12 protein-coding genes are annotated in these 18,410 nt (G+C 46.3%); 3 read left to right on the forward strand and 9 right to left on the reverse strand.

Annotated elements, in window-relative coordinates; translation table 11 throughout:
* Positions 1-178: 178 nt before the first annotated feature.
* Positions 179-1,150 carry an aldo/keto reductase gene (locus tag LZZ85_RS20550; protein WP_237875238.1) on the reverse strand — a complete coding sequence of 324 codons (972 nt, stop codon included), beginning with the start codon at positions 1,148-1,150 and terminating at the stop codon, positions 179-181.
* Positions 1,151-1,363: 213 nt separating this feature from the next.
* Here LZZ85_RS20550 and LZZ85_RS20555 point away from each other — a divergent pair, with 213 nt between their 5' ends.
* Positions 1,364-2,905: a S10 family peptidase gene (locus tag LZZ85_RS20555; RefSeq protein ID WP_237875239.1), complete on the forward strand. Its 1,542-nt coding sequence runs from the start codon at positions 1,364-1,366 to the stop codon at positions 2,903-2,905.
* Positions 2,906-3,148: 243 nt separating this feature from the next.
* Here the strand turns inward: LZZ85_RS20555 and LZZ85_RS20560 are convergent, their stop codons facing one another.
* Positions 3,149-5,116 carry a sialate O-acetylesterase gene (locus tag LZZ85_RS20560; protein WP_237875240.1) on the reverse strand — a complete coding sequence of 656 codons (1,968 nt, stop codon included), beginning with the start codon at positions 5,114-5,116 and terminating at the stop codon, positions 3,149-3,151.
* Between the two features lie 154 nt (positions 5,117-5,270).
* Here LZZ85_RS20560 and LZZ85_RS20565 point away from each other — a divergent pair, with 154 nt between their 5' ends.
* Together LZZ85_RS20565 and LZZ85_RS20570 are read left to right on the forward strand one after the other, a co-directional pair.
* Complete coding sequence (locus LZZ85_RS20565; protein WP_237875241.1) at positions 5,271-5,705, forward strand: NUDIX domain-containing protein; 435 nt, start codon at positions 5,271-5,273, stop codon at positions 5,703-5,705.
* A 55-nt stretch (positions 5,706-5,760) separates the two neighbouring features.
* A complete protein-coding gene (locus LZZ85_RS20570; RefSeq protein WP_237875242.1) occupies positions 5,761-6,612 on the forward strand; it encodes a polysaccharide deacetylase family protein in 852 nt (283 codons plus the stop codon).
* Positions 6,613-6,692: 80 nt separating this feature from the next.
* Here the strand turns inward: LZZ85_RS20570 and LZZ85_RS20575 are convergent, their stop codons facing one another.
* The 7 genes from LZZ85_RS20575 to LZZ85_RS20605 form a co-directional block, all read right to left on the reverse strand.
* Positions 6,693-9,692, reverse strand: coding sequence for a triple tyrosine motif-containing protein (locus LZZ85_RS20575; RefSeq protein ID WP_237875243.1), 3,000 nt, complete (start codon positions 9,690-9,692; stop codon positions 6,693-6,695).
* Positions 9,693-9,900: 208 nt separating this feature from the next.
* The gene (locus LZZ85_RS20580; RefSeq protein ID WP_237875244.1) at positions 9,901-11,418 is read right to left on the reverse strand and encodes a RagB/SusD family nutrient uptake outer membrane protein; all 1,518 of its coding nucleotides are present in this window, start codon (positions 11,416-11,418) and stop codon (positions 9,901-9,903) included.
* A gap of 19 nt (positions 11,419-11,437) precedes the next feature.
* Positions 11,438-14,608: a SusC/RagA family TonB-linked outer membrane protein gene (locus tag LZZ85_RS20585; RefSeq protein ID WP_237875245.1), complete on the reverse strand. Its 3,171-nt coding sequence runs from the start codon at positions 14,606-14,608 to the stop codon at positions 11,438-11,440.
* Between the two features lie 481 nt (positions 14,609-15,089).
* Complete coding sequence (locus tag LZZ85_RS20590; protein ID WP_237875246.1) at positions 15,090-15,659, reverse strand: DNA-3-methyladenine glycosylase I; 570 nt, start codon at positions 15,657-15,659, stop codon at positions 15,090-15,092.
* A gap of 127 nt (positions 15,660-15,786) precedes the next feature.
* Positions 15,787-16,686, reverse strand: coding sequence for an ROK family protein (locus LZZ85_RS20595; RefSeq protein ID WP_237875247.1), 900 nt, complete (start codon positions 16,684-16,686; stop codon positions 15,787-15,789).
* A 180-nt stretch (positions 16,687-16,866) separates the two neighbouring features.
* Positions 16,867-17,232 (reverse strand): VOC family protein, encoded by a 366-nt coding sequence (locus LZZ85_RS20600; protein WP_237875248.1) that lies wholly within the window; start codon positions 17,230-17,232, stop codon positions 16,867-16,869.
* 110 nt (positions 17,233-17,342) lie between these two features.
* Positions 17,343-18,326, reverse strand: coding sequence for a pectinesterase family protein (locus LZZ85_RS20605; RefSeq protein WP_237875249.1), 984 nt, complete (start codon positions 18,324-18,326; stop codon positions 17,343-17,345).
* Positions 18,327-18,410 lie beyond the last annotated feature (84 nt).

Genomic DNA, 18,410 nt, shown 5'->3' on the forward strand with positions numbered 1-18,410 from the left:
CCCGCCGCCTTCCTTCGGGGCTACTAACTAAACGACATTGACTTTAATATACTCAACTTTCCTGGAGCTGTGCTGATTGACCCATTTACGATTCTGGCGGCTAAAACCAAACCGCGACGGAATGTCTATCCGTAAGCTAAAGTGTCCGATGTATGCCTTGCCGGCAAGCGTTCTGTTGTTATTGAGACCATTCCGTCGGTGTTCTGTCCCAACGATGTGCCTTCAACTCCTGCAGCAAAGAAGAGTTCAACCCCTTTCCATCACTGGCGGCCATGTTGGGTTCTACATTTTTGATGCTTCGCATGCCGGGAATGGTGGTGGCTATATCAGGATTGCTCAATATAAAACGCAATGCCATTTCAGGCATCGTCATTCCCTGCGGAATGACCGGTCTCAAAGCATCGGCATGATCAACACTCTGGTAAAGATTTTCGGGCACAAAGTAAGTCGACCTCCAGTCGTCAGAGGGAAATGTGGTTTGCCTGGTGAATGTGCCGGTCAATGTTCCTTCATCAAACGGAACACGTGCGATCACTCCGATATTGTTCTCGCGGCAGAGCGGTAAGAGATTGTCTTCGGGGGCCTGGTCGAAAATATTATAGATCACCTGGATCCCGTCGATCAAACCGGTGCGGATCGTCTCGAGACAGTTATCCGGCTCCCAGCGATTTACACTCAATCCCCATGCCTGCACTTTTCCCTGGCTGGTAAGTTTCGTGATAGCTTCTTTCCATTCATCCTGATCAGCCCAGCTATCTTCCCAAACATGGAATTGCTGAAGGTCGATGGCCTCAACGCCCAGATTTCTAAGACTTTTTTCCGTGTATTCAATAATATAATCAGCGGGGAAAACATCTTTCAGTAAAAAACTTCTCTGAGAGGGCCACTTACGGTTCTTCGGAGGGATCTTTGTTGCAACGTACAGTTTTTTTTCAGGATGCCGGAGAAGGGTTTTATTCAGTATTTCTTCGCTTAATCCGTCACCATAAGCCCAGGCTGTATCAAAGAAATTACAGCCAAGTTCAATAGCGCGATCCAGTGCGGCATTCACTTGCTTTTCTTCCGAGCCGGTCCATCCGGCCATTCCCCACATACCATAACCCACTTCACTTACCTTCCACCCGGTTCTGCCAAATGTTCTGTATTGCATGTTTGTGTTTTGATAAAGGTACGGAGGAAAGGACGACGGACCGCAAGGAACGGACAGCAGATCAGTTGTTATGAACCCTAAGGCAATACTAGATAAAACAGCCATTCGTTCTTTTGACCATGATAACTTATTTCTCATGATCATCTGCTATCCATCTTCCCCGGTCCATCCCAAAAATTTCCTATCTTGTCGCTCCAGTTACAACTAACAATTATGAGACAAATTCTTCTTTCCCTTTCTCTTTCCACTCTCACAGTGGCCGGCGCAATTGCGCAGGCTCCGAGAGGAGGAGGTGGTGCAGGTGATGCACCTGTAAAAAATGATCTGCCCGTTTCGCCAAGCCGGAAGCTTTTACTTGATTCAGCGATTACGACCAAGCACGAGGTAACGATCAAAGGACAGCGTATTCCTTATACTGCACAGGCAGGATCGATGCCCGTGTGGGACGAAGAAGGCCGTCCGGCAGCAGGTGTATTCTATACCTATTTTGAGCGTGATGATGTCAGCAACAGGGCAAGCCGCCCATTGGTGATCTCATTCAATGGTGGTCCGGGTACTGCCTCCGTATGGATGCAGATCGGGTATACAGGGCCACGCTTACTGAACATCGATGACGAAGGATATCCTGTAATGCCCTATGGTTTGAAAGATAACCCGCATTCTATCCTCGATGTTGCAGACATCGTTTATGTAGATCCGGTGAATACAGGGTACTCCCGGCCGGCAAGTAAAGATATTCCGACTTCACGCTTTTTTGGAGTGAATGAAGATATCCGATACCTGGCCGAATGGATCAATACGTTTGTAACCCGCAAAGGCCGTTGGGCATCTCCCAAATTTTTGATCGGTGAGAGTTATGGCACGACGCGTGTATCAGGTCTCGCTCTTGAATTACAGAGTGCACACTGGATGTATTTCAATGGGGTAATACTCGTATCGCCGACAGAACTCGGCATCGACCGCAGTGGTCCCGTTGATGCAGCACTAAAGCTTCCTTATTTCGCGGCAACAGCCTGGTATCACAAAAAACTACCGGCAGACCTGCAACAAAAAAAACTCACCGCAGTCCTTCCTGAAGTGGAAGATTTCACGATCAATGAGCTGCTGCCTGCCCTGTCAAAAGGCGGCTCACTTACAGAAGCACAACGCAAAACCATTGCTCAGAAAATTGCGCGCTACAGCGGTTTGAAAGAGCAAACGGTGAATGAAAACAACCTGGATGTTTCGACCAACCTGTTCTGGAAAGACCTCTTACGTGATCAGGGCTATACGGTTGGCCGTCTTGATTCAAGATATAAAGGTATTGATAAACAAAACGGGGGAACGGGTCCTGATTACAATGCAGAACTGACATCCTGGCTACAGGCATTCACTCCTGCGATCAATATCTATCTTCGGGATGAACTGAAGTATAAAACGGATCTGAAGTATTACATGTTCGGCCCGGTCCGTCCATGGAATAATAACGGAGATCGTACGGGCGAAAACCTGCGGCAGGCAATGGCGTCGAACCCTTACCTGCATTTACTGGTTCAATCAGGATACTATGATGGCGCTTGTGACTACTTCAATGCAAAGTATAATATGTGGCAGCTTGACCCCAGTGGCCGTTTGAATTCCCGGATGAAATGGGAAGGCTACGAGAGCGGTCACATGATGTATTTGAGAAAAGTAGACCTGGCTTCGTCAAACGAAAATCTGAGAAAGTTCATAGCAGAAGCAACTCCTGAAAAAGGACAGCCGGCAAAGTATTGATGCTATTTTTTTTGATAGCAGAAACGGGAGCGAATGCTCCCGTTTTTTTTATTCCCTGTTTCTTTGAAAACTTTATTAATAGTTGCTGGCGGTTGGCGGATCCGAACAGACACAAAAACAATTTACCCGATCAGCCAGGTCTAATAATCAATTTGCCAGCATCAATGTCCATTCAAAAAATGTCGGCCCCAATCACTACGAGCAGGCAGGATCTGTAACAAAATCTGCTGCTACGTTTTCCTGTTACTGTATAGTATATTTAACAGCCTCTGTGATCCCTTTCCAGTTATCGGTTCTGAACGGACCGGCGGGAAATCCTTCTTTATTATATAGATTATCATCGACCGCGTCATCAGCCCAGCCAAACCTAACGGCCACAGGTTGTCTTACGTTCGGGCTTTTAACGATAACTTTATTGCCTTCGATCGTTGCCGTGGCAAAATAGAACTTCTGGTCGGCACCGGCGATCTCAAAACCTTTTACATAGCCATACTTATCTTTTGCCATCAGCCCATTGTCTGCATGAGAAAAAGTAAGCACTACCCGATCGCCTTCTGTTTTGAATGACTGGTATACGGGTCCGCTGAATGCGTTTCCTTTGTTGTAGGTCTGATTCAATGCGATAGCAGCAAGACGTTTTCCTACATCCTGTTTGTTCTTCGGATGAATATCTTTTGTATCTCCTATGTCTGTAGTTACAGCCATACCTGTATTGGGAAGCGACAATGTCTGCAATTGCGCTTCGCGAAGTTCGGCCCAGCCACTTCCTTTTTCGCTATCTCCATTGTTCGCGCGGAAGCTGGCCAGTTGAACGAAATAAAAAGGGAAATCCCCAAGTTTCCATCTTTGTCTCCAATCCGTGATCATGAGGGGGAATGACTTCCGGTACTCATAAGAACGTCCCGCATTTGTCTCGCCCTGGTACCAGATCGCACCCCGGACCGTGTACGGAATAAGCGGATTGATCATTCCGTTAAACAAAAGTGTTGGATAACTATTAGGCGTAACACCAGCCTGCTCCTGGCTGATCTTTTCAATGCGATAAGTCCATTTACCCTTCAGCGGAATAACATTGCTGCCGATCGTCAGTTTCAGATCTGCGGCATCTCCATAAATGCCACCACCGCCGCCGCCATCTGTTACACGTACGGCGATCACGTTCTTTCCGGCTGTTAAGATCCCCGCTGGAATTTCGTAAACACGCTTTGCATTGTATAAAGCAGTGGAGCCGATCAGTTTTCCATTCAGATATGTTTCATCTTTATCATCGATCATTGCGAGTTCGATCACTGCTTTTTTCCCGGCGTCTTCGGCACTGATCTCGATCGTCTTTCTCAACCAAACGATTCCATCGAGTTCACCGGGCTCCTGTTCTTCCCAGACACCGGGTGCATTTAACGTGCCCCAGTTATTGTCGTTGAAAGAAGGTTGATTCCAGGTTTTGATCTCCCCGGGATTCGCCGGCCCTCCCTGCAACTTATTCAGCTTAGCCGTTGCCTGTGTTGCTCTTGCGCGTTGAAGTTCTGTCAGATCGACCTTTGGCATACGGTTGATCATTTCTTTGAATTCAGGGCTGTTTTCATAGGCTTCACGACTCGTCCATGTCTCCACCATTGTTCCACCCCAGGTCGTATTGATAAGCCCTACAGGCACTTTCAATTCATTGTACAAATCGCGGGCGAAGAAGTAAGCGACAGCAGAAAAAGCAGGAGCGTTAGCAGAATTACACACTTTCCATCCATCACCTTCCACATCAGCTTGTGGCTCGAGAGATACTTTTTTCGGAACGGCAAACTGCCTGATCTGAGGATAATTTGCATTTGCAATTTCCTGCTGATAGTTATTGATAAGGCCCCAGCCGCCGATTGGCATTTCCATATTAGACTGACCGGAGCAGATCCATACTTCCCCTATCAGCACATCATTTACTGTGATGGTATTTTTCCCTTTGACGGTAAGCGTGAAAGGCCCGCCAGCAGACTCGGCCGCAAGTGTAACAGTCCATTTTCCCGCTTTATCGGTTACCGCTGCTTTTGATTGTTTATTCAGGATTACTGAAACCTTTTCTTTGGGATCAGCCCAACCCCAAACAGTAATTGTTTTATCTCTTTGCAGAACCATTCCATCTGTAAATAGCTTTGGAAGTGTCACAGTCGCCTGGGAGATCACTGTGATCAATACTGAAAGTGACAAGCATGTAATTTTTTTCATCGTCAAGATTTTAGAATAGGTCGGTTGTAAGCACTTATCTGATCCGCCAATACAAGAAAGGAAAGATACTCATTTTAGTCAAATCCGCACAAACCCGGGGGATCGGCCAGTCTGAACATTTCATTAACTTTACTTCTCATCATTTTTCCTGGATATGTCACAACAAATATTACCCGCCGTTGCCGCTGCTATCTTTAATAATAAAGGAGAAGTTCTTTTGCAAAGAAGAAAAGATGTTGACCAATGGTGTGTTATCAGCGGTCATGTTGAATTCGGGGAAACCGTCGAACAGGCGATACTCAGAGAGATCAAAGAAGAGACCGACACCGATGCTCAGATCACGAGGTTCATTGGTGTTTACTCATCGCCTGAATCACAAACCTATCATTATACAGGGAGAACGGTCCAGTATATCACCACCTATTTCGAAGCTCATTTAAACGGATGTATCGCAACAGGTTTTTCAAACAATGAAACACATGAACTTCGTTTCTTTAAACCAGACGAGATCCCCGGAGAAATGGCACTTATCAATAAAAACTGGCTGACCGATGCCCTGGATAACAACAATACCGTTTTCCTCCGGTAAGGGTATCACTTGATCACACTGATAACGGACCGACAAACTTAAAAGATCAGATACAATGTCTTCAAAAAAAAGCATGCTGCTTGCAGCCACCACTTTCCTCAGCCTTGCGTTGTTCGCCCAGCAGCCTGCCCGCCTGATCATCCGCGGCGATGACATGGGATTTTCGCACAGCGGTAACCTTGCGCTGATCAAAGCATTTAAACAAGGTATCGAACGTTCAGTGGAAGTGATAGTCCCGTCTCCGTGGTTCCCGGAAGCCGTGAAAATGCTTGAAGCAAATCCCGGTATTGACGTGGGTATACATCTTACACTAAGCAGTGAATGGGAAAACATAAAATGGAGACCAGTATCCATTTGCCCAAGCCTGACTGATTCAGACGGATATTTCCAACCAATGATCTGGCCAAATAAAAACTATCCCGGAAGATCGCTTTCTGAAAACAAGTGGACGATCACAGATATCGAAAAAGAATTCCGTGCACAGATAGAACTGGCGATCCGGAAGATCCCACGGATCAGTCATATTTCCACTCACATGAATTGCGCCGGCATTACACCGGAAGTGAGTGCGCTGGCAAAGAGACTGGCTGAAGAGTATAACATCGACATTGATCTCAGGGAACTCGGTGTAACTTATGTTGGCTTTGACGGACCGCATAAAACACTTGTTGAAAAGAAGAAGAGTTTTATCAGTATGCTGAATAAACTGGAAGCGGGAAAAACATACCTGTTTCTTGAACATCCCGGCTTAAATGATGCAGAGTTGCAGGCGATCTATCATATCGGATATGAGGATGTGGCAGCGGACCGACAGGGCGTTACAGACTTATGGACAGATCCCTCAATTATGACCCTGATCAAAAGCAGGAAGATCGAACTGATCTCCTATAGAGACTTGAAGAAATAATGTACCATGCAAAGTGGTATTGCCAGGTAAACGCAGCGACGCACGGAGATCTTCGCACCCATCACATCCCTGCGATATTTCTACGCCGGATCGCCCCCGGAACTATTTCCACCAACTTTCTCAAGGTATTCCAGCAAGCTTACCTCATTCGGAAGCTCCAGCTTCTTTCTCAACCGGTACCGGCTGCTTTCCACTCCTCTGACTGACAGGTTGAGCAGGTCTGCAATTTCCTTAGTGGACAAACTCAATCTAAGGTATGCACACAGCTTCAGGTCTGCCGGGGTCAGGGAGGGGAACTTTTCTTTAAGTATCTTAAGAAAATCATTGTTCACCCGATCGAAATACACCGTAAATCTTTCCCAATCGTCATCCATTTCCAGCTGATCATTGATGACTTTTATGATCCGCCGGACATTCTTTTCTTTCTTATCGTGATCCGCCTCCGATTGCACTTTGATGATCTCATCTTTGATCCTGTTCAGCAATTCTTTCTTCTGCAAAAGGCTCATTGTATTCGAAGCAAGCTCAGCATGATTATGTTCGATCTCCGCTTCGAGCTTAATATTCTTCAACCGGATGATCTCTTTCTCATTCATGTCCAACTCATGCTGATGCTTATCCTTCAAACGCTGTTGGGATTCTTTGAATTCCTGCTGTTGTGCTTTTTGCCTGGCGGCTGCCTGCGCAATATACTTCCGCTGCTGTCGCTTGTAGAACCAGTATATCGCCGCAATGATCAGTAACGCATATAGAAGATAAGCCAACACCGTTCTGTACCACGGTGGTGATACTGTAAAACTGAACCTGTTCATTGCTGACTCAGGAACCCAGCTGCTTTTCGCCTTCACCTCAAACACATAGTCACCCGGAGGCAGATTGGTGTACGACCGTTCCGTTTTCCTGGACCAGGGCGAAAACTCCTCTTCATAACCAGCAAGACGATAACTATACTCAACAGTTCCACCATAGAAAGGGGCAGAAAAATCAAAGTGTACAGAGTTCCACTTATAACTCAACTCCCGCGCAAGTGTGTACGCCTGGGCTGTATTCTGCGTATCGCAATCCATCTGATATCCACCAAACAAAACGCTGTCCTTCTGGAAGGAAGAAGTCACTCCCCTCAATAATACACGCAGTTGTTTATGGGAATTGGTGTAACGTTCATAGTCGATATGATAAAGCCCGATATAACCTGAAACAAGAATATTGTTCTTATTGATCGGATAAATAAACTCTTCATCATTTCCCAGTACGTGATTATTCAATTCCGGGAAATATACTATAGTGGGTTTAGCAGGCTGCGACATATCGATCACACCAGGCCTTTTATCCTGGATAAACCAGATATTACCACTCGCATCCTCGCGCAGATAGGAGACATATGCTGATGGGAAGAACTGGTTAAAGAAAGACGAGACCGAAAACTTTTTAGTCCTGATATCATATTCATACACCCCCTTTCTCGTAAGAAGCGTCATCTTATTTCGGACTTTGAATAAATGATTATGTCCGTCCGATAAAATATGATCGACATCCTTATACGGCGTATTCGTGATGCCTCCGGTGTCGGTGAGATTGATCTTATACAATCCCAGATAAGGATGCACGACCCATATTTCATCACCGATCGTTACAGTGTATTTAGCCGATTCAAACAAAGTCTGTTTGAATGTACTGGAAAATCTCCCATTTGAGTAATCATACAAATTGATCCCGCTATAGGTACTGCCGATCATTCTTGGGCTGGGCTGCTTCTCTCCTACCGGGTGAAAAGACCAGAAGCCGGTGGTGGTATCGATCGGAATACATTCATTATTGATCACCCGAAAACATCCGTCATTTTTACCCATTAACAGCTGACCATTCACAACAGAAAGTCCCCACACGATGCCGTTGCTATTCCTGACAAGGGAAAAGTCGCCCTTCATCATCCCACTGCCAGCAGCCGGAGAAAGCGGCATGCTGTATAACCCGACATTTGTTCCTACAAACAGACGTCCGTCAAAAACCATGGCGCTGTAACCAGGGCTTTTATTTTCGTAATTGGGATTCAGATGATTGATGGCGCTGTTATTGATGATCAGGTCGATCCCGTTCTCCAGCCCAAGCCATATATTCTGTTCACGGTCTACAAATGCGTTATTGATCGTATTGGTTTGAAGGCCCTCTTTCTTGGTGATCTGCTGGAGAATGTTTCCCTTGCTATCGATGATGTAGTACCCTCCAAGCTTTGTTCCGATGATCGTTCTTCCTGTATCGATCGCTGCGGAAGTATGGATCAGATCGCTGGACATTTTTGTAACAGAAGGATGGTCAAATTTCGAAAAGCTGTTTGCATCCATCAGGTAGATCCCTGTACGTACTGTTGCTACCATTGTCTTATCTGAACCATAATCAGATACAGATCTGATGATCATTTTATTTCTCGAGAAATCATAATCGGTTTTATATGGCCGCCATTGTCCGCCGGCAAACATCATCAGGCCATTTTCATATTGCTGGGCAAGTAATACGCCACGGCTTGTTCCCAAAAAACGCCAGTCAATGCTTTTAAATGCAAAGATCTTGTTGTTTGTATAGCGGAAGATGCGTTTGCTGGACCGGAAGAAAATATCATTCTCATATTTCACCACGTGCCATACATCTGTAAAATCATCCTCACCGGGAGGTATCAGGCCTTTCAAGGAACGGTAAGCCATAGAGCCTTTCCCATCGAAATAGAAATAGCCGATCTCCTGCTGACCACCCACATATATTCTATCACCATCAACCAATACAGCGCGGACCATACTACGGTTAGGCAATGAATACAATTTCCAGTAAGTACCATCATAAACGAGGAGTCCATCGTTATTGGCAAAATACATCAGGCCATTGCTGCCCTGCGCCATCACACGGTTCTGCGTGCCTGCGTCATAAGTATTCTTGGTAAAATTGATGATCTCGGGTACAAGTACTGTATTCTGTGAAGATGCACACACAGCAATGTTCAATAACAGCAGCAGGAGGATTGCTTTGGAAAGCAGCCGCTGTTTCATTCTCTCATAAAACATATCGTTCAAAAAAAATAGTCGCCTCATTCAGCTTCTTTGTATATGGCAATACAAATAATAATATAAAAAGATACGGAATGGAATTCATTCCGGAACATTTCAGGGGAATCAGGTGTCGATCAGGGCATGAAGATAAAAAAACAAAAGCTGCCGCGTAGAAACGCGGCAACTTGATTTTAACGATTGCTATAACTGCTTACAGATAGATTGTCTTGCAATCATTCCAGGGAAAAAATTACCAACCTGGGTTTTGTTTGAGCTTCGTGTTATTCAGTTCATTTTGAGGAATAGGGAAAAGTTCATGACGGCCTGCAACGAATCCTTTAGAAGCCAGCACAGTAGCGGCTTTACCCCAGCGGCGGAGATCCAGCCAACGCTGGCCTTCACCGGCAAGTTCAAGACGGCGTTCGAGTTCGAGATTGTCCTGCGTAAGCGCTACCTCAGGCAGACCAACGCGGGCACGGACAGCATTGAACAGCTTGTATGCCCTGCTGCCAGGTGCAACAGAAGCTCCGGCACGCATCAGCGCTTCAGCTTCTAACATAAAGGCATCCGCCAGACGCATTTCATACACATTCTGCCCGAAATTCAATTCGGGAGTGGTAGGCGCACGGTTGGCTACCCGCGCGATATACTTGTTAAGGAATACTCCTGTGTTGTTATAACCCGCCGTGTAATTGGCTTCCCCCGCCGCTTTGAGGCTGTCCATATCCATTGCGGTAGCATTTCTTCTTGGATCATTTCTGATGATATTGAAAAATGCCCGGGTGAACACGAGGAAGCTATAACCCGAAAAGTAATCAGGAGCAGTAGGTTTGAGTGAAGAATATCCCCTTGGACCTGTGATAATGCAAAGAAGATTTCCTTCGCTTGCGCCAGCATCACCCCATCCCCCGTTCGACAGGGCACTGTGCGCAAACTCAATGATGGACTCTGAATTGAACTTATTGTTGGTTTTCCATAAATCAGCAAAATTGGGCAACAGCTTATAGCCATATACAGATGCCGCTACTCCGGGATCAGTTCCGTTTACCGTAGCAAACTGATCTGCTGCCGGCTGCCATTTCTCCTGATAAAGCAATACTTTACCCAGCAAAGCCTGTGCGGCACCTTTCGTCAGGCGGCCTCCTTCTGTTGCGATCGGAACAGTGTTAGGCAGGTCCGGGATCGCTTCATTCAAATCTTTCTCAACGTAGGTATAGATCTTATCCGGCGTCGTTTGTTCAATATTGAACATATCCTTTACTTCCACGATGCCTTCAATGAGCGGAACGTTCTTAAAAAATGTTACAAGGTCAAAATAAAATGCAGCCCGCATGGTTTTTGTTTCTGCAATAAACCTTGCCTTCTTTGCCGCATCCATTTGTATATTCCCAATAACAGATAATAACACGTTTGCGCGATAGATCCCTGAATAACTCCGATTCCAGATATACCCCTGCGGGCCAACGTTGGCATTGTGTGTATACGTAGACATCACCTGCAGATCGTTGATATCTGTCGGACCACCACCACCGGCAAGCTGATCATCACCAGCCACATCCATGATCGCGATCTTATCATACAATCCGCCGGCCTGAAATCCGAACCGGTCATACACCGAAACAAGGGCAGCAAAAGCATCTGCTTCTGTTTTATAATAACTATCGAATGGAACACGCTCCTGCGGGTTTACATCAAGCTCCTTCTTGCAACCATTCAGTAAAGGAATACTGAAAGCAAGCAGGGCGGTATATAAGAATTTATGTTTCATGATTGAATTTTTAGGTTGATTAGAATCCAAGGTTTAATCCGAAAATGATTGACTTGGGCTGAACGTATGAACCACGATCAATACCAAACTGTGCACCACCGCCGGAGTCCGGGCTCACACCGATCTCAGGATCGAAACCGGAGTAACCTGTGAAGGTGAACAGGTTCTCTGCCATCAGGTATACACGCAGGCGGCTCATGCCGATACGTCCGATCACACTTTTCGGAAGATTGTAACCAATCTGCAAGGTGCGCACTTTGAAAAACGTTCCATTTTCCAGGTAGAGATTGGTCAGCCTTGAATAGTTACCATTCGGATCTCCATTTACAATACGCGGTAGGCTTGCACCGGTATTGGTGGCAGTCCATGCGTCAAGATATTTTGTCTGATAGTTTGCTGCTGCGATATCAAGTCTTCTCAAACCCTGGAAGACCTGGTTCCCGCCAGAGCCACTGCCAAATACGCTGAAGTCAAAATTCTTATAGCCAAGATTAATGGTCAGACCATAGCTCACGGTCGGGTTAGGATTTCCCAGGTACATACGGTCGTCTCCGTTGATCACGTTGTCATCGGTACGGTTCGCAAATTTCAGGTCACCTGGTTTTGCATTTGGCTGAAGTTTGGTGGTCTTATCAGCACCAAGATGCGCATCTACTTCCGCCTGTGACTGGAAAATGCCCAGGATCTGGTAACCGAAGAACCGCTGATACGGTGTATTCAAGGCAGTACGTGTCAGGTTACCCATTGTCTGGAAGGTCGCACTGTTGTCTTCGATGAAAGTTTGACCAGGCAACAGTTTCGTTACTTTATTCTGATAGAAGGAAACGTTTCCATTCACACTGAAATTAAAATCGCCGATGCGCTTGCGGTAACCGAGTTCGATCTCAAGACCTTTGTTCTCCACATCATTATTATTCTGGGCGAAGCTTCCATAACCAACATAACCAGGAATGGAAGGGTTTTGAAGAATACCCGTTGTTTTCTTTTTGTATACGTCAACAGTCAGGCTGAGGTTATTGAAGAAGATCGCATCAAAACCGATGTCCAGCTGACTGGTTTCTTCCCATTTAAGATCAGGGTTTGCAGGCGCACCCGGGCTGTAACCAATATTCACCACATCGGTTGTTCCGAAGGTATAGTTACGCTGACCGCCGGCAACGATCAATGGTACGAATGCGAAGTCCGCAATACCGCCATCATTACCGGTAACACCATAGCTACCGCGGATCTTCAGGCTGGTAAGTACATTGCTTTTAGGGAACCATGATTCCATTGTCGGAACCCAGCCCACTGATACAGATGGGAAATATCCGAATTTGTTATTTGAACCGAAGCGGGATGAGCCGTCACGACGCATCAGGGCCGTCAACAGATACTTATCGTCATAGTTATATTGCAGCCTGGTGAAAAGCGAATTGATCCGGTGGTCAGTTCCGTCTGAACCGCTGCTGGTCTGTCTGTTTGCAGGAAGTGCATTAAAACGGAAAGATGCTTCATCAAATGTCCGGGCAGGTATGTTCTGATAAACAACGGTTGCACCGCGGGCATTTCCATCCTTGTACTCTCCCCAGCCTGCTAGCAACGTAACATTGTGCTTGTTGAATACACGGTTATAAGACACCGTGTTCTCAATATTCCAGTTCACAACATAAGTTGTGCTGCGGTTAAGGCTTGACTGGTTGATAGCGGTGGCCGTGTTATAGAAAGCTACCGGCGTAAAGTTCTCACTGCCATAGAAGGCCAGCTTGCTACCAACGGTAGAGCGGATCATAAGGCCTTTTACAGGAGTGAGTTCAAGGAATGCATTACCAACGAAGTTGTGGTCCCATCCATAGTTCCCCAGCCTGTTCTGAATTACAGCAAGCGGGTTTTTCATTTCCTGTAGTACATAAGGAGAGATGCCATAAAGTTGTCCGGCAGGGTTTCTTGTAGCAGCGGCGAGGTTGGTCGCACTGGCTGGAACATAAGGTGCCTGGGCAACCGGGTCTGTGATGATGGTCGGTGTGGTCGGATCAAGGTTGATCGCTGAGCTGATAATACCGCCAAACTCGCGGTTAACTTCACCGATCCCGCTATTACGTGCATTACTATAACCAATATTCTCACCAAAGCTGATCCATTTAGCCGGTTTGAAAACGGTATTGATCCGGATATTTGTCCTGCGCCATTTTGAGATCGGCGTTGCTACCACACCCTGGATGGAATTGTATCCGAATGAAGTGAAGTAGCTCATTTTTTCTGAACCACCACTTACGCTGAACTCCTGGTTATATTTGGATGCACTGGTATTAAAGATCTCATCCTGCCAGTCCGTTCCTTTACCAAACGCATCAGGATTGGCAAAAGCAGGAGCCTGACCAGCTGCTACCAATGCCTGGTTACGCAGGGTTGCATACTGCGTGCCGTTCAGCAGGTCGATTCTTTTGCTGGGTCTTTGTATACCATAAAAACCGGAGTAGTTGATCTTGGGAGCACCGGCTTTTCCTTTTTTAGTAGTGATCAGGATAACGCCGGCAGCCGCGCGTGTACCATAGATTGCCGCGGAAGCTCCGTCTTTGAGCACTTCGATAGACTCAATATCATCCTGGTTGAGATAGCCGATCCCGCCATTATCTATTACCACACCATCGATGACCCAGAGCGGCTCATTTTTTCCATTACCAAAAGAGGTGAAACCGCGCATACGTACGGTAGATGCCGCACCTGGCTGACCTGAATTGGAAGAAATGGTAAGTCCTGAAGTGCGGCCCTGCAGGGCTTGCTCCACCCGGGTGATCGGCTGATTCTCAAGGTCAGACGCTTTTACACTGGAAATGGCGCCCGTTACCACACTTTTCTTTTGGGTACCATACCCGACCACTACCACCTCGTCCAGTGAGGCGGCAGCCGTATTGTCCAGCTTTACGCTGACAATCCCGGATGAAGGGATATCCAGCTCCTGTGTGGAATAACCAATATAAGATATAACGAGTTTTTTAGCGGTCGATGGAACAGTCAAACGGAAGTTACCCGAAGCATCCGTGGTGGTTGCATCGGATGTCCCCTTTACAGAAACAGTCGCGCCCTCCAGCGCCTGACCAGTAACTGACGTGATTGTTCCGGAGACCGACCGGCTCTGGGCCGCAACCCCGAGATAGATGAGTTGAAGTAGTAGCATCGCGAAAAGTCGATGCTGAAGAATTTTCTTCATGACAAGCAGTTTTAATCGTTTTGGGTTAATAGGGAAGTAGGCAGTTGACAGAAGTGAATCTAGGTTCACCCCGCACTTTTTTCAAAAAAGCCCCTACTGCATCACTACTGCATTTGAAAAAAAGTGTATAAGCCTAAAAAAGTGCATGGATAATACAATATTTATCAATGACTTAACGGCATGTTTTTAAGTAATCAAAAAAAGGCAGGTTTTGCGGCTTTTTGCCACTACTGCATGATTTAAACCGATTACTTCGGGAACGTTTCCGGAACCAATCGGTACCATACATAAAAAAGGAAGTTGATAAGATGGATAAAGTAGAGGGAAAATTCTAAACCAGGACGGGAAGCAGGGATTTACGAAAACGTTTTCTTTTACCGGCGCAGAAGTGCTGCAAAGCACGGCGAATAAAATGCAGCGGGCGCTAAGGGATCTTACCGCCCGCTTCGATACGTCTACCCTAATTGATTTTAAGACTGTGTTAAGCCGAACGTCCGGCTCTTTGTTTCGCATTCCAAAGCGGTTTTGCCTTTAGTACTTTCTTGTGCACAGGGCAGTCTTCTGAATGCGCTCCTTTCAGGTAGCCCGCGCTCATCAGGAATTCATTCACGATCTCGCCTCCGGTGAACCGGAAGGTTTTTTTGAACAGTTTAACCCACTCATCCTTTGTTTTCGGATGATGGTGCTCTATCCATTTTTCAAAAGATCCAAATTCTTTCTGGATTCCAAGGATCGTTTTCGCGTTCTCTATTGCCGCGTTGATCTTTAACCGGTTCCGGATAATCCCTGCATCAGCCATCAGCCGCTCCCGGTCTTTTTCCGTGTACCCCGCCACCTTCTTTATATTGAAGTTGTGATATGCTTTCCGGAAGCCCGCCTCCTTTTTCAGGATCGTCTCCCAGCTCAGCCCCGCCTGGTTGATCTCCATGATCAGCCGGCCAAAAAGTTCATTATCATCATGGATGGGGAACCCGTAATGTTCATCATGATAAGGTTTATGGATCGCTTTCTTCTCGTCTGTCATCCCGATGATCGCGTTACAGTAAGACATGCTATTGGTTTAATTATATATATAAGAAATGAAACCCGGCCTCAGTATCCGGAAAGAAGATCAGCCCGGTCTCCCATGACCTGTTCCTGTTTGCTTTCATGCGAAGGTCGCGGATCAGGCGTCCCTCCTACCAGTTGGCAAGGTCGCCCGCTTTTGTATACGCATGCCAGCTGCCTACAGCACCAAGCAGGGAAGCTTCTTCGCCAAGTGATGAAAGATGGATCTTTACTGATCGGTCATGACCATCTATTGCAGGCTCCAGTACTCCTTTGAAAAGGTCATAGGCTTTGGAGATATTTCCTCCGATCACAATAGCTGAAGGTGATTCGCGGCGAATGAACTCCAGCAGGAATTCCGAAAGATTCTTTCCGAATTCATTGAATACGGCCTGAGCGTTTTCCTGCTGTCCAGCCTGGATCGCTATATCCTTCACTCCATTTACGCGTTGACCCGTCAGCTCCTCAAAACGTTTCAGGAACCAACGGGTCGATAAAAAATCTTCCGCTATTCTATCCTTGAACGGCAGATCCCACAGATCTGCACTAAAAGCACGTCCCTTATTGTAAACAGCAGAGCCAAGTCCTGTGCCCAGCGTAATACCGATCACCTTTTCATCATGATAGCTTCTTGCATTACCCGCAAATACTTCACCATGCAAAAAACACGCTGCATCATTATCCATATAGATCGATGAAGGAGGCAATTGCAATGCTTCACCCAGCAGCTCCTTCACGTTCAAACCAAATAACTTCTCGTATTTAGCCTGCCCCTGTATCCCGGAAATACCTTTGACATAATCAAATGGACCGGGCATTGCCAGGCAGACCTGCTCTATGTTGACATCGTGCTCCGACTGCCGGATGCATTTACTCCAGGTATCCATGATCTCTGCTACCCCGCCCCCGGCATTGATCGACAAGCGCGCAAGTGTGGATGATACGATCTTTCTTTCAGAAATATCAATTAAAGCTGCAGTGATATGCGAGCCTCCGATGTCTACGCCCGTTACAAATTGCCCTTCCTTCATTAAAGAAATTTTATTCGGTGTTCTACCGCAAAAACAGTCGTTGTTTCTACCCCACCGCAAATTTGCGGGCTCAGGTCGAGAATGCAAAACTTTATCAGGGAAAATGCCGCTCACTGGCGATGGACCTGAAAGTTACAGAAGGGCGATAATCCATATTAGAGTGCATCATGCACAACAAGATCATTTTTTGAACTCTCCAAAATGCCACAAAATACCAGACGGATCATGCAGGAAACATTCCCGTCCCCAGGAATCTTCGCGCACCGGCAGCAGACGAACATTTTCATATTTTGAAGGAAGATCGAGCGCAACCAGTTCGTTCCACTGCTTATCGACATCTTCCACTTCCCAAAAAAGCATGGTATTATCTACCCAATCCTTTACATATGCATTCTGAAGATAAAAGCCGAAACCCTGCGAACTGAAATAAGAGAGATGGGGATCGATGACAACTTCTGTAAGCCCAAGATCGCGATAGAAACTGCGGCTGGTAGCAAAATCTTTCGCCCCTACAAAAGGACGAATGGAGTTGACTTTTGTCTGCATAAAAGATTCGGTTCAGCGGTTAAAATTAATTGAACGTGTTCCTGAAGCACAAAGGTCAAGCCAGAACAGATCTGTTCGTAACATAGACATATTAAGTTTTCTGAACCGTCTTATTTCGCCGAAGGAAATGATTGGAACGGATCCCAATCACCCAGGATATTCGCAAGCGTGTACTGCGCTTTTACAGAATCGGATAATTGCTTCGCCCAGGGAACACGCCTGCCGGTTGCGCTTCCTTCACCGGTATTGCCCGCCTCTGCGTAGAAAGTTGTTTTCTCATTTGCAATGTTACCCCAATTATTCCACCCTTTCCCTTCTACGATCTTACCGATCTTACAATCGATGAATACCGTCTTCGCATATGGACGCCATGGACGACCCAGCAAAAATGAACCAGCCGCGCCACTTCCGGTCAATTCGCAATGACGGAATACATATCCATGTTTGCGGCTCTCCGGCGTGGAAGCAGCGGTGAAGTAACCGGAATTCTTTCCAAACAAGACACAACTGTCAAACAAGGCAGTCGAGGAACCGAATATAAAATCGACCGTTCCTTCTATATAACAATGATTGTAGTACTGCCGGCTTTCTTTTCCATAAGTGTATAATGTATCCTGGAATCCAAGGAAACGGCAATGGTGAAACTGAACCTTGTCGCCTGCCACAAATACCGCCACTGCCTGGCCGACCGGACCGGAGGTATTCTGGAAAGTGATATCTCTGAACGAAATGTTGATGCCATAAATATAGAATCCCGAAGAGCCTGAAGTTCCCATCTCTTCTCCAAACCGGTTCTTTTTGCTGGCGTAATCATCATTTGTAATAAATACACCTTCACTCGATTCCCCTTCAAACCGGATATTCTGCTTGCTTTCAGGGAGAACGATCTTCTCTTTATAGGTTCCTTTTTTTATCAGGATGGTGGTAGGTACTTTTCTGAAGTTGGGGACCGCATTAATAGCAGCCTGGACTGAGGTGAAGTCTCCACTTCCATCAGCAGCAACAACAAAATCATACGCAACAGTAGAATCACCGGATCTGAAGGACGTGGTCATGCCCGCGAGCAACAGGCAAACGATCGTTATAAATTTCATACCCAAATTTAACGTACCGGATACTCCGTAAAAGCAACAAAGACCAGAAGGCTAAAAAAAATCATGCAATCGTTCCCGGCCATT

This window comes from Terrimonas ginsenosidimutans (genome assembly GCF_022012415.1).
GTDB lineage: Bacteria > Bacteroidota > Bacteroidia > Chitinophagales > Chitinophagaceae > Terrimonas_A > Terrimonas_A ginsenosidimutans.